21 protein-coding genes are annotated in these 22608 nt (G+C 66.4%); 10 read left to right on the top strand and 11 right to left on the bottom strand.

All coding sequences use genetic code 11. The annotated features are described in order from the left end of the window. The first annotated feature begins 2 nt into the window (after positions 1-2). Positions 3-1001: a hypothetical protein gene (locus C0R07_RS11195; protein ID WP_146027601.1), complete on the top strand. Its 999-nt coding sequence runs from the start codon at positions 3-5 to the stop codon at positions 999-1001. 226 nt (positions 1002-1227) lie between these two features. Here the strand turns inward: C0R07_RS11195 and aceE are convergent, their stop codons facing one another. After that, positions 1228-3915 (bottom strand): pyruvate dehydrogenase (acetyl-transferring), homodimeric type, encoded by a 2688-nt coding sequence (aceE, locus tag C0R07_RS11190; protein ID WP_102788934.1) that lies wholly within the window; start codon positions 3913-3915, stop codon positions 1228-1230. A 469-nt stretch (positions 3916-4384) separates the two neighbouring features. Between aceE and C0R07_RS11185 the strand changes: the two genes are divergently transcribed. From C0R07_RS11185 to C0R07_RS11175, 3 genes are all read left to right on the top strand, one after another. Beyond that, positions 4385-4906, top strand: coding sequence for a PadR family transcriptional regulator (locus tag C0R07_RS11185; RefSeq protein WP_102788933.1), 522 nt, complete (start codon positions 4385-4387; stop codon positions 4904-4906). Between the two features lie 90 nt (positions 4907-4996). Beyond that, positions 4997-5794, top strand: a complete 798-nt coding sequence (locus tag C0R07_RS11180) for a siderophore-interacting protein (RefSeq protein ID WP_102788932.1) — start codon at positions 4997-4999, stop codon at positions 5792-5794. Between the two features lie 57 nt (positions 5795-5851). Further along, positions 5852-6289 carry a hypothetical protein gene (locus C0R07_RS11175; RefSeq protein WP_146027600.1) on the top strand — a complete coding sequence of 146 codons (438 nt, stop codon included), beginning with the start codon at positions 5852-5854 and terminating at the stop codon, positions 6287-6289. A 96-nt stretch (positions 6290-6385) separates the two neighbouring features. Here C0R07_RS11175 and C0R07_RS11170 read toward each other — a convergent pair whose 3' ends face one another. Both C0R07_RS11170 and C0R07_RS11165 read right to left on the bottom strand, forming a co-directional pair. Beyond that, positions 6386-7087: a YceI family protein gene (locus tag C0R07_RS11170; protein ID WP_102788930.1), complete on the bottom strand. Its 702-nt coding sequence runs from the start codon at positions 7085-7087 to the stop codon at positions 6386-6388. A gap of 85 nt (positions 7088-7172) precedes the next feature. Beyond that, positions 7173-7763, bottom strand: coding sequence for a malonic semialdehyde reductase (locus C0R07_RS11165; RefSeq protein ID WP_088434587.1), 591 nt, complete (start codon positions 7761-7763; stop codon positions 7173-7175). Positions 7764-7892: 129 nt separating this feature from the next. Between C0R07_RS11165 and C0R07_RS11160 the strand changes: the two genes are divergently transcribed. The 5 genes from C0R07_RS11160 (at position 7893) to C0R07_RS11140 (ending at position 11521) form a co-directional block, all read left to right on the top strand. Continuing rightward, positions 7893-8864, top strand: coding sequence for a mitochondrial fission ELM1 family protein (locus C0R07_RS11160; protein WP_102788929.1), 972 nt, complete (start codon positions 7893-7895; stop codon positions 8862-8864). Between the two features lie 57 nt (positions 8865-8921). After that, positions 8922-9785 carry a DUF2145 domain-containing protein gene (locus tag C0R07_RS11155; protein ID WP_102788928.1) on the top strand — a complete coding sequence of 288 codons (864 nt, stop codon included), beginning with the start codon at positions 8922-8924 and terminating at the stop codon, positions 9783-9785. Between the two features lie 35 nt (positions 9786-9820). Beyond that, entirely contained in the window at positions 9821-10324 is a 504-nt protein-coding gene (locus tag C0R07_RS11150; RefSeq protein ID WP_146027599.1) for a hypothetical protein, read from the top strand. A gap of 41 nt (positions 10325-10365) precedes the next feature. Continuing rightward, positions 10366-10890: a hypothetical protein gene (locus C0R07_RS11145; protein ID WP_167390362.1), complete on the top strand. Its 525-nt coding sequence runs from the start codon at positions 10366-10368 to the stop codon at positions 10888-10890. A gap of 76 nt (positions 10891-10966) precedes the next feature. Continuing rightward, entirely contained in the window at positions 10967-11521 is a 555-nt protein-coding gene (locus C0R07_RS11140) for a queuosine precursor transporter (protein WP_102788926.1), read from the top strand. Positions 11522-11587: 66 nt separating this feature from the next. Here the strand turns inward: C0R07_RS11140 and glnE are convergent, their stop codons facing one another. After that, the gene (gene glnE / locus C0R07_RS11135) at positions 11588-14428 is read right to left on the bottom strand and encodes a bifunctional [glutamate--ammonia ligase]-adenylyl-L-tyrosine phosphorylase/[glutamate--ammonia-ligase] adenylyltransferase (RefSeq protein WP_102788925.1); all 2841 of its coding nucleotides are present in this window, start codon (positions 14426-14428) and stop codon (positions 11588-11590) included. Positions 14429-14747: 319 nt separating this feature from the next. On the opposite strand from glnE, the gene C0R07_RS11130 reads away from it, so the two are divergent. Then, entirely contained in the window at positions 14748-16262 is a 1515-nt protein-coding gene (locus C0R07_RS11130; RefSeq protein WP_102788924.1) for an acetyl-CoA hydrolase/transferase family protein, read from the top strand. A 40-nt stretch (positions 16263-16302) separates the two neighbouring features. Here C0R07_RS11130 and hglS read toward each other — a convergent pair whose 3' ends face one another. The 7 genes from hglS to C0R07_RS11095 form a co-directional block, all read right to left on the bottom strand. After that, on the bottom strand, positions 16303-17670 hold the full coding sequence (gene hglS / locus C0R07_RS11125; RefSeq protein ID WP_102788923.1) for a 2-oxoadipate dioxygenase/decarboxylase HglS: 1368 nt from the start codon (positions 17668-17670) through the stop codon (positions 16303-16305). A 142-nt stretch (positions 17671-17812) separates the two neighbouring features. Then, positions 17813-18364 carry a hypothetical protein gene (locus tag C0R07_RS11120; protein WP_102788922.1) on the bottom strand — a complete coding sequence of 184 codons (552 nt, stop codon included), beginning with the start codon at positions 18362-18364 and terminating at the stop codon, positions 17813-17815. Continuing rightward, complete coding sequence (locus tag C0R07_RS11115) at positions 18361-19113, bottom strand: HAD family hydrolase (protein WP_019185962.1); 753 nt, start codon at positions 19111-19113, stop codon at positions 18361-18363. The genes C0R07_RS11120 and C0R07_RS11115 overlap by 4 nt, the downstream gene beginning before the upstream one ends. A gap of 109 nt (positions 19114-19222) precedes the next feature. Further along, positions 19223-19639: an EF-hand domain-containing protein gene (locus C0R07_RS11110; RefSeq protein WP_102788921.1), complete on the bottom strand. Its 417-nt coding sequence runs from the start codon at positions 19637-19639 to the stop codon at positions 19223-19225. Between the two features lie 219 nt (positions 19640-19858). Continuing rightward, positions 19859-20236, bottom strand: coding sequence for a hypothetical protein (locus C0R07_RS11105; protein WP_070471525.1), 378 nt, complete (start codon positions 20234-20236; stop codon positions 19859-19861). 43 nt (positions 20237-20279) lie between these two features. After that, the gene (locus C0R07_RS11100; RefSeq protein WP_102788920.1) at positions 20280-21017 is read right to left on the bottom strand and encodes a M15 family metallopeptidase; all 738 of its coding nucleotides are present in this window, start codon (positions 21015-21017) and stop codon (positions 20280-20282) included. Beyond that, on the bottom strand, positions 20971-22548 hold the full coding sequence (locus C0R07_RS11095) for a serine hydrolase domain-containing protein (protein ID WP_254427823.1): 1578 nt from the start codon (positions 22546-22548) through the stop codon (positions 20971-20973). Before C0R07_RS11095 ends, C0R07_RS11100 begins: the two co-directional genes overlap by 47 nt. Positions 22549-22608 lie beyond the last annotated feature (60 nt).

The raw sequence follows: 22608 nt of genomic DNA, 5'->3' as shown, positions 1-22608 counted from the left end.
TTATGTTCAAGGTCAAGGAGTTGCGATTTAAGCGAAGAGACGGCTCCGTAATCTCTCGCGATGTCCCTGAGGATCTCAACCAAGCCTTAGTTGCCAAGGCTTGCGCAAATGAGTATCTAGTCGTCGCTGTGTCCTCTTCGGCAGAACTGCCAGAGCAATCCGTTTCGACGATTAAGTACAAGGGAAGGACAGCCGGGTTTGTTATTCCGGGGCAGGCTCTCTTGTCACCCCAACATCCGCGCAACTCCGACCCGCACTATGCGGCATATAGCCTCATTGCGGCTTTAGAGGTGTGCGCTCGGTCATTTAATGGAGACTTCTCTATGTCCTCCAGTTCTGTTGAAGCTGAGAGGCCCGGCGAGATACCTTTCCTTGAGGGAGATGCCTATCTTGTATTATGGAAGGATGTCATTGGCAAGGAGGACCACTCGAGATTTCATCCCTCCTTGTTTCTGAATGGAATATATAGCCACAGAGGGTCTCGCGACTACTGCCGAATAGACATCGTTCCGCCCGAGACAATTACCGTCAGGGATCCCGTTATTGATTCCCAGTATGCAAGCTCGGTATTTTTCAACCTATACCCCTACGCTTCATTCGCCCTGCTGAGATTCTTTTACGCTTACCAGATTATTGAAATGCTGATTGGACTCGATTTTAAGGTGCGATCCGAGGCAATACGCGCGAAACTAAATTCGGCCGCGCCCGTGAATATCACAACTCTGCGCGACATCGTTGACGATTTCAAAAAGTCCTATCAGGAATTACCTAGAATTAGAGAGATCCTCTCTCCGCCATGTGGCAGTACAGAGTCCGCACTAGACAGACTGCTTGATGACATGGCTGATGATCGTAGTGGCAAGAGCTTCGCAGAGAAGATATACCGTGTGAGAAACATCCTCTTCCATGAACACCTTAGAGCGCACGACTTCGACGAGAGCGTAATGTCAGTAGGCGACAATTTGATCGCCTACTTGGCGAGGAGCAAGCTCTCCGCGTAAATTGTAAGATCTCTCTTTGCGAGTGGAAGGTGCCCAGTTGGCACTTGTGATCGTCAAATTTATGCGCCTTATTTAGCTATTGGGCAGCTTGGCCAAGTCGATCTCGAAGCGCGCAAGCATGCTTACAGCTATCGCAGATGGCGAGTTCCCAAGAGTCATTTTTGATTCAATAGAAGAGGGGGCCAACGGCCCCCTCTTCTAGATCTTGCCAGAGCAAATTTGGAAATCAAACCCCGACAGGATTGGCCTTCTCAGGATCAATCTTGTACTGCTTGATCGCCCGCGCCACATCCTTACCCGTCATCTTCCCTTCCTTCGCCAGCGCCGCAATCGCGGCATGCGCGATGTAGTACCGGTCAACCTCGAAGAAGCGACGCAGGTTGGCACGGGTATCCGAACGACCAAAGCCATCGGTACCCAGCACCGTGTACGACATCGGCACGAACGAGCGGATCTGGTCCGCGTACGCACGCACGTAGTCGGTGGCGGCAATGGCCGGGCCCTGGCGGCCTTCCAGCAGCTCGGTCACGAACGCCTTGCGCTGCTCGCCTTCCGGGTGGAAGCGGTTGTAACGCTCCACGTCGAAGCCGTCGCGGCGCAGTTCGTTGAAGCTCGGGCAGCTCCAGATGTCGGCGGTCACGCCGAAGTCCTTGTCCAGCAGCTCGGCTGCGGCAATGGCTTCGCGCAGGATGGTGCCCGAACCCAGCAGCTGCACGCGCAGCTCGCCCTTCTTCGGCTTGCCGGCGTCGGTGAGCAGGTACATGCCCTTGACGATGCCCTCGGCCGCGCCTTCCGGCATTTCCGGGTGGGTGTAGTTTTCGTTCATCAGAGTGATGTAGTAGTACTCATCAATCTGATCTTCCATCATGGCCTTGGTGCCGTGCTGCAGGATCACCGTCACTTCGAAGCCGAAGGTCGGGTCATAGCTGCGCACGTTCGGAATGCCACCGGCGACGATATGGCTGAAGCCATCTTCGTGCTGCAGGCCTTCACCGTTCAGCGTGGTGCGGCCGGCGGTGCCACCCAGCAGGAAGCCACGGGTGCGCATGTCGGCGGCCTGCCAGGCAAGGTCGCCCACGCGCTGGAAGCCGAACATGCTGTAGTAGATGTAGAACGGCAGCATCGGCACGTTGCTGACCGAGTAGCTGGTGCCGGCGGCCATCCACGAGGCGATGGCGCCCGGCTCGCTGATGCCCTGCTGCAGCACCTGGCCGCTCTGGTCTTCGCGGTAGAACATGAGCTGGTCGGCATCGACCGGCTTGTACTTCTGGCCGAACGGCGCGTAGATGCCGATCTGGCGGAACAGGCCTTCCATACCGAAGGTACGGGCTTCGTCGGCCACGATCGGCACGATGTGCGGGCCCAGTTCCTTGTCGCGCAGGGTGATGTTCAGGCTCTGCACGAAGGCCATGGTGGTGGAGTAGCTGCGCTCGCCGCTGCTCTTGAGCAGGCGCTCGTAGCTTTCCAGCTTCGGTGCGTTGAAGCTCTTTTCGGCCTTGCGACGGCGCTGCGGCAGGTAGCCCCCCAGGGCGGCACGGCGTTCCTGCAGGTACTTCACTTCCGGCGAATCCGGGCCCGGGTGGTAGAACGGCACTTGGCCGTCGGCCAGCTGGGCGTCGGTCACCGGGATGTTGAAGCGGTCGCGGAAGTGGCGAACGGCGTCGTCGTCCAGCTTCTTGGTCTGGTGGGTCGGGTTCAGTGCTTCGCCCGCGCTGCCCATGCCGTAGCCCTTGACCGTCTTGGCCAGGATCACGGTGGGCATGCCCTTGGTGTTCACCGCTTCGTGGTACGCGGCATACACCTTGTGCGGATCATGGCCGCCACGGTTGAGGCGCCAGATGTCATCGTCGCTCAGGCCGGCCACCATCGCGGCGGTCTCCGGGTACTTGCCGAAGAAATGCTCGCGGGTATACGCGCCGCCGAAGGCCTTGCAGTTCTGGTATTCGCCGTCGACGGTTTCCATCATCAGCTTGCGCAGGACGCCGTTGGTGTCCTTGGCCAGCAGGGCATCCCAGTAACCGCCCCACAGCAGCTTGATGACATTCCAGCCGCCGCCGCGGAAGACGCCTTCCAGTTCCTGGATGATCTTGCCGTTGCCACGCACCGGGCCGTCGAGGCGCTGCAGGTTGCAGTTGACCACGAAGATCAGGTTGTCCAGGCCTTCGCGGCCGGCCAGCGCGATCGCGCCGAGGGTTTCCGGCTCATCGCTCTCGCCGTCGCCGATGAAGCACCACACCTTGCGGTCGGACTTCTCGATCAGGCCACGATTTTCCAGGTAACGCAGGAACTGCGCCTGGTAGATCGCCGCGAGCGGGCCCAGGCCCATCGACACGGTCGGGGTCTGCCAGTAATCGGGCATCAGCCACGGATGCGGGTAGCTGGAGAGGCCACCGCCGTCGACTTCCATGCGGAACTTGTCCAGCTGGGCTTCGTCGATGCGGCCTTCCAGGAAGGAACGCGCATAGATGCCCGGGGCGCTGTGGCCCTGGATGAAGAGCAGGTCGCCCGGGTGGTCTTCGCTCGGGGCGCGCCAGAAGTGGTTGAAGCCCACGTCATACAGCGTGGCGCCGGAGGCGAAGGAGGCGATGTGGCCGCCCAGGTCGCCCGGCTTGCGATTGGCGCGCACGACGGTCGCCATCGCGTTCCAGCGGATGATGGAACGAATGCGCCATTCCAGTTCGGCGTTGCCCGGGCTCTTGGCCTCCAGGGTCGGCGCGATGGTGTTCACGTACTCGGTGGTGGGAGAGAACGGCAGGTAAGCACCCGAACGACGGGTCAGTTCCACCATGCCTTCCAACAGCTGATGCGCGCGCTCGGGGCCCTCGACATCAATAACGGCCTTCAGCGACTCGATCCATTCCTGGGTTTCCACAGGATTCGGGTCGTTGTTCAGCACCTCGTTCAACCAGTTCATTTGCGCTCCCATGACCGCACGCACGCGCGCGACTGTTTTAGATTTCTAGCCGCAAAGTGTAGCGCACCAAGGGGTTTGCTTACTTCGCTACGGTTGCGTATGGAACCATCCAGGCGTGTCCGGAAGGACAGCACGCGACAGCGCGAGGGCCGCGCCGGAAGGTTCCACGCTGCATTTCAGCCTGCCCGGCGGCGATGACACCGGCGCGTCAGCAGGACACCGATGGACAGCGCAGGCGCTGCGGCGCAGGCGATTGGCGTGGATCGTGCGCGGCGACGGGGCGTTTGAGCGCGCATCGGCGTGGATCATCGGACGCGTTGGAGGCCTAAGACCACGCGCAGTGTTCCATCACAAGCACGCACCGTCGCACGCTGGATTCACCTGAACGCATTCCTGCCATGCGTGCGCGAGCGCTGGTCGAAACGGAGTTTTCGATATATCGTTCCGCCACTGCATTCGATATATCGAAATGATCTCTCCGCGCGACCTCGACCGCCCTGCCCGCCCTGCCCGCCCTGCCCGCCCGCTGACCGCCCGGCCGCTCAGCCGCGGCGACCTGCGCCTGCTGGTGCTGTCGCTGCTCGCCGACCAGCCGCGCCACGGCTATGAGCTGATCCAGCTGATCAGTGACATGTTCGTGCGGGTCTATACGCCCAGCGCCGGCTCGATCTACCCGGTGCTGGCGCAGTTCGAGGCGGCCGGCTGGGTTGGCGCGGTCGAGGACGGTGGGCGCAAGCGGTACGCGCTCAGCGCGCTGGGCCAGGCCGAGCTGGAGGCACAGCGCGACGAGGTCGATGCCGCGGTGCACCGGGTACGCGACAGCGCGCGCACGATCACCAAGGCCCACCTGCCGCCGCCCGTGCGCGATGCGCTGCGCGAGCTCAAGCACGCGCTGGGCCTGTGCCACGGCCGCTGGCAGGACGACAACGCCGCCGCCGTGGCCGAAGCGCTGCGCGAGGCCGCCGCGCACATCCGTGCGCAGGGCCGCTGACCTTCCCTCTTCGTTTCAGACCCAGCCAGCCACCGCCCGCCAGGTCCTTCTTTCTCAACGCCGCGCTGCGGCACTGATCCAGGTATTCCCATGGCTCTGCATGAAAACCGACTGCTCCGTCATACCGTGAAGTTCCGCCCGCTGCAGGTGCTGCGCACCGAAGAGATCAGCCCGTGCATGCGCCGCGTGATCGTCGGAGGCGAGGCGCTGGAAGGCTTCGATTCGCCCTCGCCGGACGACCACGTCAAGCTGTTCTTCCCCAACGCCGAGGGCCAGTTCGTGGTCCCGACGATGACCCCGGAAGGCCCGCGCTATCCGGACGGCCAGACGCCCTCCCCCTCGCGCGACTACACCCCGCGCTGGTGGGACCTGGAGACCCACGAGCTGGCGCTGGATTTCGTCATGCATGGCGACGGCCTGGCCTCGACCTGGGCCGCCAACGCGCAGCCGGGCGATGCGATCGCCGTCGGCGGCCCGCGTGGCTCGCACATGACCGCCGATGACTTCGACACCTATGTGCTGATCGGCGATGAGACCGCGCTGCCGGCCATCGGCCGGTGGCTGGAGACGCTGCCGGACGGCGCCAATGCCGATGTCTACATCGAGATCCCGGAATCCGGCGATCGCCAGGAGTTGCCGGAGAACGACCGCATCCGCATCTCGTGGCTGGAGCGCAACGGCTTCGACGCCGCCACCAGCACCCTGCTGGAAGACGTGCTGACCGATTTCGAGGAACCGGACGGCGACACCTTCTACTGGATCGCGGCCGAATCGCGCCGGGCCCGGATGATGCGCAAGTACATCGAGGGCCACCTGGGCGTGCCCAAGGACTGGATCCGCTCCACCGGCTACTGGAAGGCGCACGGCAGCGAGCACCACGACGACTGAGCCCGCGACGGGCACCGGCCGCGAATGCGACAATCGCGTTTTGTGCCGGTGCCTTTCATGCAAGCCTCTCCTCTTTCGGCACTGACCGATATGATCGACCGCGCCGAACGCGCCGATCCCGCGCTGGATGCCGCCCTGGCGGCGCTGGCGCCTTCCGTGGGCGAGAACATCGCCCCGCTGCGCACCGCCCTGGTGCCATTGGCCCGTGCGCAGGCGGCGCTGGTGCAGGCGAACATCGATATCGACCTGGTCGCCGATGAGCTGCGCCGTTATCAGAAGTACGCGATGCCCGGTAAGCCGAGCCTGCAGATCGTGCAGCTGCGCAAGCAGCAGGCCTCGGTGAAGCAGGCCGCGTTGCTGGCCCGCCAAGCCTATGCGCAGGCCACCCATGCCTTCCTGCGTGAGAGCGGCTTGACCGCCCCGGCACGGCGCACGCCGACCGATTTCACCACGCTGTGGCTGGGCAAGGTAATCGCGCAAGTGGCGGCGGGTTGACCCGAAACGGTAGTGCCGGCCGCTGGCCGGCTCGCCCTAAAAGAAAGCCCGCCAATTGGCGGGCTTTCTGCCTTCTCACGACGAGTGAGGAGAAACTCAGGCCGCCGGCTTTTCGCCAGTCGCCTCGGTGGTGATGCGGATGTTCACTTCATCGCTGACGTTCGGGGCGTACGCGCCGACGCCGAAATCGCTGCGCTTGATGGTGGTGCTGGCATCGAAGCCCGCTGCCGGCACCTTGGCCATCGGGTGCTCGCCGCCGCCGTTGATGGTGACATCCAGGGTCACCGGCTTGGTGATGTCCTTGATGGTCAGGTCGCCAGTGACGGTCAGCTTGTTGGTGCCGTTGGCTTCCACCTTGGTGCTCTTGAAGGTGGCGGCCGGGAACTTGGCGGCGTCGAAGAAATCGGCGCTCTTCAGGTGCTCGTCGAACTTGGCGGTGAAGCTGTTCAGGCCGGTCAGCGGCAGCTTCACTTCCACGGTGGACTTGGTCACGTCAGCGGCGTCATACACCAGGGTGCCTTCGGCGCTGCCGAAGTGGGCGGTCGGGTGCGAGAAGCCGAAGTGGCTCCACTGGACCAGCACGTCGGTGTGGGTCGGGTCGAGCTTGTAGGTGCCCGAGGCGATCTGGATCGCATCGGCAGCCGGGGCGGCAGCCGCAGCGTCTGCTGCCGGGGCGGCGGTTTCGGTGGCGGCCGGCGCGTCAGCGGCCGGAGCAGCGGCTTCGTCGGCCGGCTTGGAGCAGGCGGCGATGGCCAGGGTCAGGGCGAGCGGCAGCAGCAGTTTGCGGGTCACGGTCATGTCAGGTCTCTCTCGTAATCGAAGGGAAAAGAAAAAAATTCATGCAGCCCATCCGCACGGACGGGCCACGATCCGGCGGTAACGCTTATGCGATGCGGGCCGCTTCGTCGAAGGACAGGCGAGGCAGCCGCGGGAACAGGCCCGAGGCGTCACCGTACCCCAGGTTGACGAGGAAATTCGACTTGATCGCGGTGCCCTTGAAGAAGGCTTCGTCGACCTTGGCGTTGTCGAACCCGGACATCGGGCCGGCATCCAGACCCAGCGCGCGCGCGGCCAGGATCAGGTAGGCGCCCTGCAGGCTGCCATTGCGGAACGCGCCTTCGGTGCGACCTTCACGCGGGCCGTCGAACCACGCCTTGGCATCGGTGTGCGGGAACAGGAACGGCAGCTTCTCGTGGAAGTCTTCGTCGAAGGCGACGATCACCGTGACCGGGGCGGCCAGGGTCTTGTCGTGGTTGCCCTCCGACAGGGCCGGGGCGAGCTTGGCCTTGGCTTCCGGGGATTTCACGAACACGAAGCGCGCCGGGCTGCCGTTGGCGGCGGTCGGGCCCCACTTGAGCAGCTCGTACAGCGCCTTCAGCTGGCTGTCGTCGACCGGCTTATCAAGGAAGGCGTTCTGGGTGCGGGCGGTACGGAACAACTGATCGAGCGCAGCATCGTCAAGGACGTGGGACATGAAGCCTCCGGAAACAAGGGGAAACGTTCGCGCATCGGCTACCGTGGGAGGGCGACCGCGCGATCGGCGAAGGCTGGCAGTGTAGAGTGTCGCGACAGTTGCAACACCCAGCCTGACTGAAACGAATTAATGCCATACGTGAAACGATGGAGTCCGCCCTGGACGATCACTGACGGCCGTGCCGGCAATGTGCGGCAGGCGGTGGCCCTGGCCACGGCATTGAAGCTGGGGGCGCATCGTCCGCTGGTGCTCACCCCGCGCGCGCCCTGGCGCTGGCTGGCCCCGCGCTGGTTGCCGGGTGCGGCCAACGGCTACGGCGAGGCCTTTGCCGAACTGGCCGCGCAAGCGCCGGAGCTGGCCGTCGGCTGTGGCCGCCAGGCCGCCGGGGCACTGCGCGAACTGCGCCGCCGTGGCACCAAGGTGGTGCAGATCCTCGACCCGCGCCTGGGCCCGCGCCACTGGGACCTGCTGGTGGTGCCCGAGCACGATCGCCTGCGCGGCAGCAACGTGCTCACCCTGCTCGGCAGCCTCAATCCGGTCAACGATGACTGGCTGGCCTGCGGCCGTGCCGCGTTCGCTGCGTTCAGCGCCTTGCCCGGCCCGCGCACTGCGTTGCTGGTCGGCGGGCCGACCCCGCACGCGCCCTGGCACGAGCCGGACATGGTGCAGGTGTTCCAGCAACTCGCTTCGCAGCTGCGCGCCGAGGGGGGCAGCCTGCTGGCCACGACTTCGCGACGCACACCACCGGCCCTGGTCGGTGCGCTGCGCAGTGCATTCGCCGATGTGCCGAACGTGATCTGGGGCGACGGCGGCGACGGCGTGAATCCGTACGCCGGCCTGCTGGGCTGGGCCAACCGCGTGGTGGTCTCGCCGGATTCGGTGAACCTGCTCTCTGAAGCGTGTGCCACGCGCATGCCGGTCGCGGTGGCCCTGGCCGAGCAGGCGCAGGGACGACTGGCGCACTTCCAGCACGCGCTGCGCGAACGTGGCCGCTTGCAGGCACGCTGGCTGGACTGGCAGACGCAGGGCCGCATCGAACCGTTGCGTGAGACCACGCGGGTTGCCGAGGACGTGCGCGCACGGCTGGGGATTCAGGCCTGACGTCCTTGCACAACGCTATGATGCGGCCGCGGCCGGTGCCGCCGGAGACTGTGTGACATGGATGTACCTTTCGCTGCCCAGATCAAACGCCTGCGCCCGCTTTTGCTGTGTGGCGCCCTGCTTGGCGCTGCGCTGACCGCGCAGGCCGAACCGCAGTGCGAGGAGCGTCATCCCACCCCGCAATCGTTGGCGGCGATGTTCGATGTGGCATTGACCGCCGGGGAAACACTCGACGCGCTGGACAGCGTGGACGTGGTGATCATCGCCCGCGGTGGCCAGGACCTCAGCAAGTACGGTCTGCGCCATAGCCACCTGGCCTTCCTGTTGCGTGAGGCCGATGGCAACTGGCGCGCGGTGCACCTGCTCAACCACTGCAAATCACCGCAGTCCGAGCTGTTCCGGGAAGGACTGAGTACCTTCATCGGCGAAAGTGGCAGCCATACCGATCTGCGCATCGGGGTGCCGACGCCGGCGGTTCGCAAGGCGTTGATCGCGATGCTCACCCCGCCTGCCATCCAGGCGCGTGCGCTGCATGAGCCACGCTACAGCGTGGTTGCCTACCCGTTCCGCGACGAGTACCAGAATTCCAATCAGTGGGTGCTTGAGGTGCTGGCCGCTGCACTGGCGCATGAGGACGACGGGACATTGCTGATCAAGCGTGCTCAGGCGCAGGCCTGGCTGAAGGAGCGCGACTATCGCCCCAGCACGTTGCATATCGGTGTGGCCAAGCGGCTGGGCGCGCGCTTCTTCGTGCCAAATGCTGCGGTGACCGATCATCCAGCCAGCGAACGTATCTCGGGCAATTACTCGGTGGTGACCGTCGAGTCCGTGTTTGATTTCCTTGCACAGCGTCACGCGCTGCAGCAGGAGCTCACCGTGGCCCACGTACCGGTGGACGGCGCCGCGGCGCCGAAACCATGAGCGCATCATCCCCTTCCCTCTCCAGGACCTGCGTCATGACGAAATCCCTTCTCTGTGCGGGCCTGCTCGCTGTGTCTGCGCTTACCGTGCTCCCTGCATCGGCCGGCAATCTCAACGGCAATCAGGCCTCGGGCGTGAGCGCGGTGATCAGCGTCTACACCGTCTCGTTCATTGCAGCCTCGCCGGTGTTGCTGGTGGCCAAGGGGTCGCAGAGCGTCCGCGAAGGTTCCAAGCGCACCAAGCCTGATACCGGCAAGGCCGTGCCGCTGCCACCGATGGCCGTGCAGCAGATTGATCGCCAGCCCGACGGGGGTTTCCACGTTGCGCTGCAGCGGCCTGACGCCCCCGATGCGACCGCGCTGATCGACTGGCCGGCACGCGCGGACAATCCGGCCGCGACGCTCAAGGTGGGCGACGTGCTGCATTTCGAGCCCACCGAGGTCGGTGCGGGTTGGACCGTCACGGCCGCTGACGGTGCGGCGCTGGCCTTCCTGCCGACGCCGGACGCGGCCGCCGGGCACTCCAGCGAGCGCTGGTAGCGCCCGTAGCCTTCTCCCCTTTCTGTGAACGGAGTGATCAGATGAAACAGCTCTCACCGCGCGTCATCGCCCCGGCACTGGTCGTGGCACTGTTCGCCGCCAGCCTGCCGGCCCAGGCGCAGTATTCCGTCTACCGCCACCCGGTCGCCAGCAGCGTGGCCGTGACTTCGGTGGTGAGTCTGGTTGTCGTCACCGCGCCGATCTGGCTGACCTCGGCCGGGATCGGCAAGCTGCACGACGGATCGGTCCAACGCAGCCGGGCGCGCGTCGCCCGCGCGGAAAAGGCCGGCCCGCTGCCGCCGCTGACCGTGGAGCGGATCGAGCCCCAGGCCGATGGCGGCTTCCAGGTGGCGCTGAAAAACCCCGACGCACCAGACGACCTGGCACTACTGCAGTGGCCGGCCCGCAGCGACACGTCCGCGCCCGCGGTGGCAGTCGGCGATGTGCTGGCCTTCGAGCCGACGCCGGCCGGTGCCGGCTGGACCGTGACTGCGGTCGACGGCGCGGCCTTGGCCTTCCTGCCGACCACCGACGCTGCCGCCAGCAACCTGAGCGAACGCTGGTAGGCAAACCGGCCCGGGCTGGCCCTGGGGTGGCCAAGCCCGGATAATCCGCCGCTTCCCCCTATTCCCCCGGCTCGCCATGTCCGCGCGTCCTGCCATTGCCTTTGCCCCGTTGACCCCGCGCTCGCTGCTGCTGGCGGTGCTGGCCATGGGCGCGGTGGTGCTGGGCTCGAACGTGCTGGTGCAGTACCCGATCAACGATTGGCTGACCTGGGGCGCTTTCAGCTATCCGGTGGCGTTCCTGGTGAGCAACCTGATCAATCGCCGCTTCGGGCCGCAGGCCGCGCGCAAGGTGGCCTGGGCGGGCTTTGCGCTGGCGGTACTGCTGTCGATCTGGATCGCCACGCCGCGGATCGCGGTGGCCTCGTGCGTCGCCTTCATCGCCGCGCAGCTGCTGGACATCACCGTGTTCGACCGGCTGCGCCGTGGGCACTGGTGGCGCGCGCCGATGGTGGCGACCACCTGCAGCGCAACGCTGGATACGACGATTTTCTGGAGCATCGCCTTCGCCGGTTCCAGCCTGCCGTGGGTGAGCTGGGCGCTGGGCGATCTGGCGGTGAAGTTGATGATCGGCGTGTTCCTGCTGGCGCCGTTCCGCGCGCTGCTATGGAAGATGGCACCGCGCCCGGTGTGACATTGGGCGCCGATCGCCCACTACCGGTGCCAGAGCACCGCGAGGCCATGCCCGGACAAACCGCCGTCAGCTCACAACGTCGATCCGCACCTGGAACGGCAACCCCGCCGCATCGCTCGCCGCGGTGATCATCGCGCGCGCCGCTTCCAATGCCGGTGTCGGTGGCGCCAGGCGCGGGCGGCGGTCCAGCGTGCAGGCCAGGCCCACATCCAGCAGCGCCGCATGCGCCTCGTGCAGGCCGTCGCGGGTGCCGCCGGGCAGCCAGGCGATGTCGGCCAGCGCGTCGATCAGGCTGGGGGTATCGCGCGGTTGCACCACCTGCGGGTGCGTAACGGCGCTGTCGAGCACGCCGGTCTGCAGCAGGAATTCGAGATCGACAATGCCACCGACGCCCTGCTTGAGATCGAGCCGTGCGGCATCGCTGCGGTCCAGTTCGGCACGCATGCGCGCCCGCATCTTGAGCACGTCGGTGTAGAGCACCGCGTTGTCGCGCGGGCGCGCCAGCGTCTGCGCGCGCACACGTTCGAAGTCGGCCAACAGCGAGTCATCGCCGGCAATGGCGCGGGCACGCACCAGTGCCTGATGCTCCCAGGTCCAGGCGCGTTCGCGCTGGTATTCGGTGTAGCTGGCCAGTGAGGACACCAGCGCGCCTTTGCCGCCATCGGGGCGCAGCCGCACGTCGATGTCGTACAGGCGGCCGGCGGCGGTGACCGCGCCGAGCATCGCCATCACCTTCTGCGCCAGGCGCGCGTACCAACGGCCGGGATCCAGCGGGCGTGGGCCGTCGCTGCTGTCCTGATCGGCCGGGTGATCGTGCAGGAAGACCAAATCCAGGTCCGAGCCGAAGCCCAGCTCCAGTCCGCCCAGGCTGCCGTAACCGATGATGGCGAAACGTCCGCCGGGAATGCCGCCGTGCTGGCGCTGCATGTCGGCCTGCACCAGCGCGAGCACCGTGACCACCACCGCCTGCGCAAGCTCGGCCAGTTGACGGGTGGTATCGACCGCGCGCTGACGGCCATCCAGCGTGGCCATCGCCATGCGGAAGCTCAATGCCAGGCGCGTCTCGTTGAGCAGTCGCAGCGCGGCCTCGGGATCATCGATCGTCAGCGCGACAGCGCACTCGGCCTGCATGCCCGCCGCATCCGGCATTGGGCCGGAGACGCGCACATCGAGCAGCTCGTCGAGCAACAAGGGATACGCCGCCAGACGCTCGGCCAGCAGCGCGCTGCGTGCAAGCACGTCGACCAGGCGCGCCAATGCACTGGGTTGTTCATCGAGCAGGGCGAGATAGCTGGTGCGGCGCAGGATCGCCTGCAGCAGACCGAGTACGCGCTTGAGCGCGGCATCCGGCTGCGGTGAGCGCGTGGCGGCGTGCAGCAGCGCCGGCAGCACGCGGTCCAGGCGCGCACGCGCGGCGTCGGACAGCGACTTCACCCCGGAGCTCTGCGCGAAATCACGCAGCGATTGATCGGCGCTGCCGGCGTCGAAGAAGCCGGCCTCGGCCAGCACCTCGGCACTGCCGTTGTCGGGCAGCCCACGCCAGTAGCTGGCCAGCGCATCCGGCGCTGCCTGACCACGGCGCGGTGCGAGCAGCGCGGCGAACTCGGTGCTGACCCGCTCGCGCTGCACATCCAGCGCGGCGACCAGCGCGTCCCAGTCGTCGTAACCGAGTCCACTGGCAATGCGCAGGCGGTCGGTGGCGTCGGTAGGCAGCGCGTGGGTCTGTGCGTCGCGCAGCATCTGCAGGCGGTTTTCCAGGCGACGCAGGAAACCGTAGGCATGCAGCAGGTCGGCGCCGTCCTGCTCGGCCATCTGGCCGGAGGCAACCAGCGCCGGCAGCGCGTGCAGCAGGCGACGCTCGCGCAGCGGCGCTTCGCGGCCGCCGCGGATCAGCTGCAGGGCCTGCGCGAGGAATTCGATCTCTCGGATGCCACCGGGGCCGCGCTTGATGTCATCGTGCATCTCGCGGCGCGAGACCTCGGCGGTGATCGCGGCCTTCATCTCGCGCAGACCATCAAGCGCGGTGAAATCCAGATAGCGGCGGTACACGAATGGGCGCAACGTCTGCAGCCACGCTTCGCCCGCCGCGATATCACCGGCGACGGCGCGCGCCTTCAGCCAGGCATAGCGCTCCCAGTCACGGCCTTCGCGCTGGAAGTACTGGTCCATGCCGGCGAACGACAGCGCGACCCGCCCGGCATTGCCGAACGGGCGCAGGCGCAGATCGACGCGGTGGCTGAAGCCATCCACGGTGGTGTCATCCAGCAACCGCGCCAGACGCTGGCCAAGGCGTGCGAAATACTCCTCGGCCGCGAGCGGGCGCGCGCCATCGGATTCACCGCCCTGCGGGTAGGCGTAGACCAGATCGACATCCGAACTGAAATTGAGTTCGCCGCCACCGAGCTTGCCCAGCCCGAACACCACGAGTTGCTGCGCGCTGCCGTCGGCCGCGCGGACCACGCCATGGCGGCCGGTGAATTCCTGCTCCAGCGCGGAAAGCGCGAGCTGCAGGCATTCCTCCGCCAGGCGGGTGGCACCGGCGAGCGTGGCCGGAACGTCATCCAGCCCGGTCAGGTCGCGCCAGATCAGGCGGGTGGAGGCGGCGGTGCGATAGCGGCGCAGGCGCTGCTGCCATTCGCTGGGCTGCAGTGGATCCAGTTCCGGCAGCGGCAGCGGGGGGCAGCCGTCCTGGGTGAGATGCGACAACAGGGCCGGCTGGCGGCACAGGGTGTCGATGGCGAAATCGCTGGTGACGGCCAGCGCGCGCACGGTGTCGAGTACCGGCGCCGGGGGCGGCCAGTGGCCGCCATCGGTCAGCGACAGGGCCAGGCGGGCCAAGGCGCGATCAACCAGGGGAACAAGGGCGTCGGGGACGCGCGCGGGCGCGGCAAGGTCGGAAATCGGCATGGGGGGATTATGCCGGTCGCGTGTCGACACGGGAGACCCCATCGGCACCCCGGTACTCCGGAGGCGAGACATAAAAAAGCCCGCTTGCAGCGAACTGCCAGCGGGCTCTGCTCCCTCCCCCACGTCGGGATGCAGGTCGATCTTCTAGGGTCGGCGACGAACTTGCACGCTGCACTGCAAAACAATACTTGCGGGTACAGAAGAAGGTGGAATACCTGAACAGGGAGGCAGTGGCGTGAAAACGCCATCCCACCAAGGTAGAACCCCTGCCACTGCGCGGATCGCCGATAATGGAGATCCCCCCAAAAACGTTGTCGTCATGTCTGTCGATCGCATTGCAAACGCGCATCTGCGTGACCGCGTTGTCTCCGCCGAAGCTGCCGCCGCCCTGATCCAGCCGGGTGAAACCGTCGCCATGAGCGGCTTTACCGGTTCAGGCTACCCCAAGGCGGTGCCGGTCGCGCTGGCGCAGCGCATCGAGGCGGTGCACGCCCAGGGCCTGCCCTTCCAGATCAGCCTGATGACCGGTGCCTCGACCGCGCCGGAGCTGGATGGCGCGCTGGCCAAGGCCGATGGCATCGCGATGCGCATGCCCTTCCAGAGCGACCCGGATGCGCGCAACCGCATCAACGAGGGCAAGCTGGATTACATCGACATCCACCTCAGCCATGTCGCCCAGCACGTGTGGTTCGGCTTCTACGGCGATATCGACACAGCGGTGATCGAGGTCTCGGCGATCCGCGAGGACGGCTCGCTGGTGCCCTCCACCTCGGTCGGCAACAACAAGACCTGGCTGGACCTGGCCAAGAAGGTGATCGTCGAGGTCAACGAATGGCAGCCGGCCGGCGTGGACGGCATGCATGACATCTACTACGGCACCGCGCTGCCGCCGCACCGCAAGCCGATTCCGCTGGTGCACGCCAACGACCGCATCGGCGAGACCGCGCTGCGCTGCGACCCGGACAAGATCGTGGCCGTGGTGCGCACCAACGGCCCGGACCGCAACAGCCCCTTCAGCCCGATCGACACCACCAGCGAGCAGATCGCGCAGTACCTGATCGAGTTCCTCAAGCACGAAGTGGCCAAGGGCCGCCTGCCGGCCAACCTGCTGCCGCTGCAGAGCGGCGTGGGCAACATTCCGAACGCCGTACTGGCCGGGCTGGCCAAGAGCGGCTTCCGCGATCTGAGCGCGTTCACCGAGGTGATCCAGGACGGCATGCTCGATCTGCTGCGCGATGGCGTGCTGAGCTACGCCTCGTGCACCGGCTTCGCGCTGAGCCCGCAGGCGAACGAGACCTTCAAGGAACACATCGATTTCTACCGCGAGCGCATCATCATGCGCACACAGGAAATCTCGAACCATCCGGAGCTGGTGCGTCGCCTGGGCTGCATCGGCATGAACGGGATGATCGAGGCCGACCTGTACGGCAACGTCAACTCGACCCACGTGATGGGCAGCCGGATCATGAACGGTATCGGCGGCTCGGGCGACTTCGCGCGCAACGGTTTCCTGTCCGCGTTCCTGAGTCCTTCGACGGCGAAGAACGGCAGCATCTCGGCGATCGTGCCGATGGTCAGCCATGTGGATCACACCGAGCACGATGTGTCGGTGATCGTCACCGAACAGGGCCTGGCCGATCTGCGCGGGCTGACCCCGCGCAAGCGGGCGCGGGTGGTGATCGACAACTGCGCGCATCCGGATTTCCGCGATCAGTTGAACGACTACTTCGACCGCGCCAGCCGCGAGAGCTATGGCAAGCACACCCCGCACCTGCTGCCGGAAGCCTTGTCGTGGCACCAGCGCTGGCTGGATACCGGGACGATGAAGGCGTAATCGTCCAAGGGTAGTGCCGGCCGCTGGCCGGCACCTTCCGTCAGGCAGTACGCAGGCTCGCCAGCGACTCGGCCTGCAGCCGCTCGTAGATCGCGAACTCGTCCTCCACCTTCATGCCCAGCGCCTGCTCGAAGGCATCGCGGTTGGCATGCGCGGCATAGGCACGTTGTTCGTCGCCGCCCAGGTTGGACTGGAAGATGCCTGCGGCGCTGACCGGCAGGAAATCTTCGTAGACGATCGGATCGGCGCTGGCCAGGCCAGCGGCGATCAGCGCTTCGGCCGGCAGGTCGCCGACTGCGGCCGGGGTGGCGCGCCCAGCATCGGTCAGGGCGTACCGGTAGTAGCCCAGGCCTTCGCGGCGCAGGGTGTCGTGGTCATCCGGGAAGGCGCTGAATGCCGCCGCCAGACGCGTCGGATAGTCCTGGCCGGTACTGCCGGCGCCGCCGCTGTCGCGCGCCTGTGCAAGCAGCTGGTCATACAGCGCGCGGCCCTTGGGTGTCAGCGCGAGGCCGCGCTGTTCGATCTCACCGAAACGCGCGGTATGCGTGCCGGCGTCGCCTGCATCGCCAGAGGGGAACTGCACGGTTTCTTGCAGCGCCTTGAAGCTGGTCTGGCGCAGCAGGATCGGGCAGCGGCGCGGTGGCGGGCCTTCGATCACGGCCTTGGCATCGATGCCGCGTGCAAGCATGCCGGCCTGCGCAGCGTCGATGTCCAGCGTGCGCGGGGTCAGGTGGTTGATGTGCGGGCCGCGGAAGCTGACCACATCGGCGATCAGCCGGTGCGCGTCGTGCAGCGCGTGGTAGGTGGCGAGCGAAACCGTCGCATCGCCATGCCAGCGGAAGGTCTCCAGCGCTTCGATGACGAAGCGGCGCGCATCGGCTTCATCCAGGCCACCCTCGCGTTCTGCCTGTTCGATCAGGGCCAGCGCGGCATCGGTGAAGATCCGGCGCTGGGCAAGGATGGCAGCGGACTGCTCACGCAGCGCGACATTCTCGATCAGCTCCAGGCGCAGCAGCGAGGTGAACACGCGGAACGGGTTGCGCGCCAGCGCCTGCGCGGTGCGTGGGCGGAAGGCGGTGGAATGCACCGGCACGCCGGCCACCGAGAGGTCGTAATACCCCACCGGGTACATGCCCATCAGCGCGAACAGGCGTCCCAGCGTCGCCAGTTCCCCGGCAGTGCCGACCCGGATCGCGCCATGGCGCTCCTGGTCGAGGCGGGCGCGTTCGTCGGTGCGGTCCAGCTGTTCGGCCAGCGCCGGGTTGGCGGTCAGCACGGCGTCGTTGATCTCGGCCACCAGGTCGACCAGCGTGCCGTACAGCGGCACTTCGGTGCGGTACATGGTGGACATCGCCTGGGCGAACAGGCTGCGGATATCGTCGGGTGAAACGAAACGGTCGGCGCTCATGACGTACTCGGCAACGGATCACGGGGAGGGACAGCAGTCGGCCATTGTCGCCGAGGCGGTGGCGCGCGGCGATCTGCACAGCAGCAAAGGTGAGCGACAGGGTAGCGCCACGCCATGCGTGGCTGCGCGGTGCATCATTGCGTCAGCGCGTCGCTGCGGCCGGTTCCGGATTGGCCGCCGCACGCTGGCGCTGCTCGCGGTTGCCGAGCTGGCGCTGCAGCGTGGCATCAAGGGTTACCGGGCGATCCCAGTGATCGTGGCTGGCGACGATGGCATGGCGCAGCGCGCGCCAGTGCAGGTTGGTCGGCGTGACCGGAAGCTCGGCGACCACGGCTTCCCAGCGCTTGGCCTCGCCCTCCTCCGGCACCGCGCGCGACCATTGCTGCACGCTCTCGCGGCAGGAACGTTCGATCACGTGGGCCCAGAAACAGGCGAAGTAGATGTCGCCCGCCTGCCAGCCGTGGGTGTGCATCAGCGCGGCGATGTAGCCGCGCGAGACCCCGGCGTAGCGCGATACTTCATCCAGGAAACTATCCGGGTAGCGCTCGGCGTAGTGGTTGATGTCCTGCAGTTGGGTATCCACCCAGGCATCCCCGGTGTCCACCACGTAGGCGGCGGACTTCTCCGGGGTCTGCTCGGCCGCCGCCGCCCAGGGCAGCATCAACAGCAGCGCGAGCAGCCCGGCGCGCATCATCCGGCCTGCGCCGCCTTGGCTTCGATGGTGCGCAGCGCCTGCGGCCACTCGAAGGCGGTCGGTGCATCGACCATGCGCGGCTCATCGTCGGCGACGCCATGCTGGGTTTCGTGCGCCCAGGTCACCGCGTACGGGGTGTGGATGCCCCAGCCGCCCAGGGTGATGACCGGCTCGATGTCCGAGCGCAGCGAATTGCCGACCATCACGAAGCGCTCGATCGGCAGATCGAACTCTTCCAGCACGCGGGCGTAGGTTTCCGGGTCTTTCTCGGAGACGATCTCGATGCGCGGGAACAGGTCGCGCAGGTTGGCCAGCTTGATCTTGGCCTCCTGGTGGAACAGGTCGCCCTTGGTGATCAGCACGACCGGGTAGTCGCGGGCGATCTCGGTGACCGACTCACGCACGCCATCGATCAGCTCCACCGGATGGCGCAGGGTGTCATGGCCGATATCGAGCATCTGCTGCAGGTCGCGCGCGCTGATGGTCTGGTTGGTGATCTCGATGGCCGCTTCGACCATCGACAGGGTCATGCCCTTCACCCCATAGCCGAACACGCCGAGATTGCGCTGCTGCACTTCCAGCAGGTGGCGCGCGGTCTGGGTGTCGTGCACGTCGATATAGCGCGACAGGATGTCGAGGTAGTCCTGCTCGGCCTTGCGGTAGTAATCCTCGCTCTTCCACAGCGTGTCATCACCGTCAAAACCAACCAGGCCGATAGCGCCTTGCGGCGTGGGCAGGGAAGTCATCATCGGCCAAGGATACCAACAGCGGCGCAGCGGCCCCACCCCGGCGGCGCATAAAGAAAGGGCGGCCGAAGCCGCCCTTTCCCCCTCACTGCGCTACCGGTGTCCCCGGTCCTTACCTGCTCTGCTGGGCGCCCGTATCGGCGGCCTTGCCCTGCTGGGCAGCCACGTACGCCTTGTATTCATCCGGCGAGAGCTCGCCGTCCTTGTTGGTGTCGGCCTGGTCGAACACCTGGGCAAGACCCGCGTTCACCTGTGCCTCGGCCTTGCTGATGGTGCCGTTGCCGTCGGTATCAACGCTGGCCCAGGTCTGGCCACCGCCACCACCGGCCTGCGCGGAGGCCTGCGCTGCGGCGTTGGCCGCGGTATCGGCTGCGTCACCGGCCTGCGCTGCCGCCTGCTGTGCCTGGGCGGCCTGATTCTGCGCCTGCGCGGCACTCTGCTGTGCCGACTGGGCCATCGCCGGAATGGCCAGCACACTGCCTGCGGCGACGATCAGGGCGATCAGGGGCTTGCGGTTGCGAATAGTCATTGGGGTGGTCTCCTTGGTAGGTATTGCGCGGCCTGTTGTTTCCGCACGGCCCCACACTGCCACCCTGTTTGTGAATCGATATTGGGCCTCAACCGCCTTGCGCACGCGGTCTTAACCACCCCCACGAAAGGGTGCATTACCGCGGTGGTTAGCCGCAGGTGAGCGGTTGGTAATGCGCCCATTCATTGGCCCCGGATTTAACCGGATGCGAACGCAATCTCACGCGGTGTTGCTGTTTTTTTCGCCTGAGCGGGAACTGAATACAAGCCAGCCCAACGCAACACCACCGATCGCGCCGGCCACTTCGAGCACCACGCGCGAGCCCAGCTCGTTTGGATCATGAATACCGGCCAGGAACAACCGCGCATACAGCGGCGACTCCAGCCGCATCATGCCCATGTAGAAGAGATTCCACGCATCGATGCCGGCCGAAGCCACCACCGCGATCACGCAGGCCCAGCCGATCGCATGCCCGTCGGTCCAGCCTGCCCAGCGGCACAGCCGGTGCCACAGCGCATACACCAGCAGTCCGACCAACAGCGCGATCAGCCCTGCCTCCAGCGTTCCCAGCAATCCGAAGTGCAGTGGCAGGTTCATCGTGGTCCGATCAGGCGGTCAGCGCACAGTGTAACGGCGCGCCTCAGCGGACCGGCACGTCGTAGGCGGTGCTCGGCGCGGGCTCGGGCTGCAGGGTGAAATGCCACCACTCCATCGGGTAGTTGGCGAAGCCGCGGCGAGCCATTGCCTGGCGAAGCTGCTGGCGGTGGCTGCGCTGGGCCGCGCTGATCTCCGGCGCGTCGGTATGCGCGCGCGGGCCGAAGAAGTCGAAGTCGGTCCCCATGTCCACAGGGGCGCAGGATCCGCTGCGGCAATCGAGCAGGGTCAGGTCGACCGTGGCAGCCCGGCTGTGGCCGGAGGTCTCGGCGATGTAGTCGCCGAGCAGGGCCGGCTTGTCGATGTCCGGGTACTGCTGCGCCTTGCGCGACCGCTCCGTGGGATCATGTGCCCAGGCGACGAAGGCCGTCACGGCGTGGGCCGGCCGGTAGCAATCGTAGATCCGCAGCGCGAACCCGTCGGCACGCAGGTCGGTCTCCACCTGCGCCAGCGCGGTGGCGGCCGGAGCGAGCAGATAGCACTTGGGCGCGTCATAGCCGGGCACGCGCTGGCCGGTGAAATTGTCCGGGCCGGCGTAGCGGATGTCCTGCTCGATCGCCGGTGCCAGTGTGCGGATGTCGACCAGCCCGGCCTCGGCGACATCGCGTGCGGGCGAGACCGTGACCGCCGGCGCCGCGGCGTGGGCACTGCCGACCAGCAGCGCCAGCAGCAGCGCGCTACGGACAATCGCCGATGCGGGTGAAGTGCAGGTCCTGGTAGTCATAACTGAAGTCGATCTCCGGATCGATCGCGGCCAAGGTCAGGGTGGGTGGCGTACCTGGCTGCAGCTGCAACCAGGGCTCAGCATCGGCCCCGAGCGTATCCCACTGCACCAGCCAGCGCGCGCCGAGCTGCATGACCTGGCCGCGCAGCCTCGGCGACTTGGCCACGCTGAAGCGCAGCGTGCCCTGCTGCGGGCAGAGCAGGGCCTCGCCCAGCCATGGATCGCGATAGCGGCCCTGCGCGGCCGCCGTGGTGCGAAGCGGGGCCGGACGACGCGCACGGGTATCCGGGCGCACCTGCCCGGCCTCGCGGCGCCCGGCGCGCTCCTGCGCGAGCAGGGACAGATAGTGCTCCACATCTGCACCGTCATCCGGCGCGGTGTAGTGCTTCAACGCCGCCTGCATCAGCGCGGTGCGTGCATCTTCGGCGTCGCTGTTGATCAGGATCACCACGCCCACCTTGCGGTCCGGCAGCAGCGCGAGCGAGGAGTACATGCCCGACAGCGTGCCGGTATGGGCCACCTTCCACTGCCCGTCCATGTCCGACAGGCGCCAGCCATAGCCATAGGCGGAGACGTGCGCGTCGTCCCAGCGGCGCTGCCGCTCGCCCAGTGGCATCGGCATGTGCGCGGTCCACAGCGCGCGGCGCTGCACCGCGCCCAGCCACCCGGGTACGCGCGCGGGATCGAGCAGCACCTGCATCCAGCGGGTCATGTCGCGCAGGCCGCAACGGATGCCGCCGGCGGCCATCGAAGTCAGATCGGGGCTGAGGTCGCCATCGGCACCGCGCACCACGCTGCGACCGTCCTTCCGTGTATGCGGCTGGGCAACATTGCCGACCGCCGTGACCGACCACGCGCCGACCTGGCAGCGATCCATCCCCAACGGCACGAAGACCTCCTCGCGCAGCAGTTGATCGTAGGGCTTGCCGCCGGCGGCAGCAGCGACTTCACCCGCCACCACATACATCAGGTTGTCGTAGGCATAGCCGCTGCGGAAGCTGGTGACCGGCTTGAGGTGGGCCAGCCCGGCGATGATGTCCTGCCGGGTAAAGCGGTTCGGCTCGGGCCACAGCATCAGATCGCCCGCCCCCAGGCCCAGGCCGCTGTTGTGGATCAGCAGGTCGCGCACCTGCATCTGCTGCGTCACCCACGGGTCATGCATGCGGAACTGCGGCAGGTACTTGATGACCGGGTCGTCCCAGCGCAGGAGACCGCGGTCGACCAGCCGGGCCAGCAGCGCGGCGGTCATCGCCTTGCTGTTGGAGGCGATCTTGAACAGGGTGTCCGGGTTGATGGCCTCGCCCTGCCCGGCCTGGCGATCACCACGGGTGCCGGTGAAGACAACTTCCCCGTCTTCGACCACGGCCATGGCGATGCCGGGCAGGTGTTCATGGGTGACAGCCTGATCGAGCAGCCGATTGAAGGTGTCGGCCGGATCGGCTGCCCATGCGCTGGGCGCGATGGCCAGGGTGCAGGACAGGCCAAGCGTGAGGAGGCGGGATGGGATACACGGTGAGGTGCGTGACTGCATGGAGTCCCTCGTCATGACCGGAGCGCGTGCAACCGAAGCCGCCCGTGGAAGGCAGGTGCC

The sequence above is a fragment of the Stenotrophomonas bentonitica genome (genome assembly GCF_002887735.1).
Classification (GTDB): Bacteria; Pseudomonadota; Gammaproteobacteria; order Xanthomonadales; family Xanthomonadaceae; genus Stenotrophomonas; species Stenotrophomonas bentonitica_A.
The sequence above is the reverse complement of the archived record's forward strand: the minus strand, read 5'-3'. Positions and strand labels throughout refer to the sequence as shown.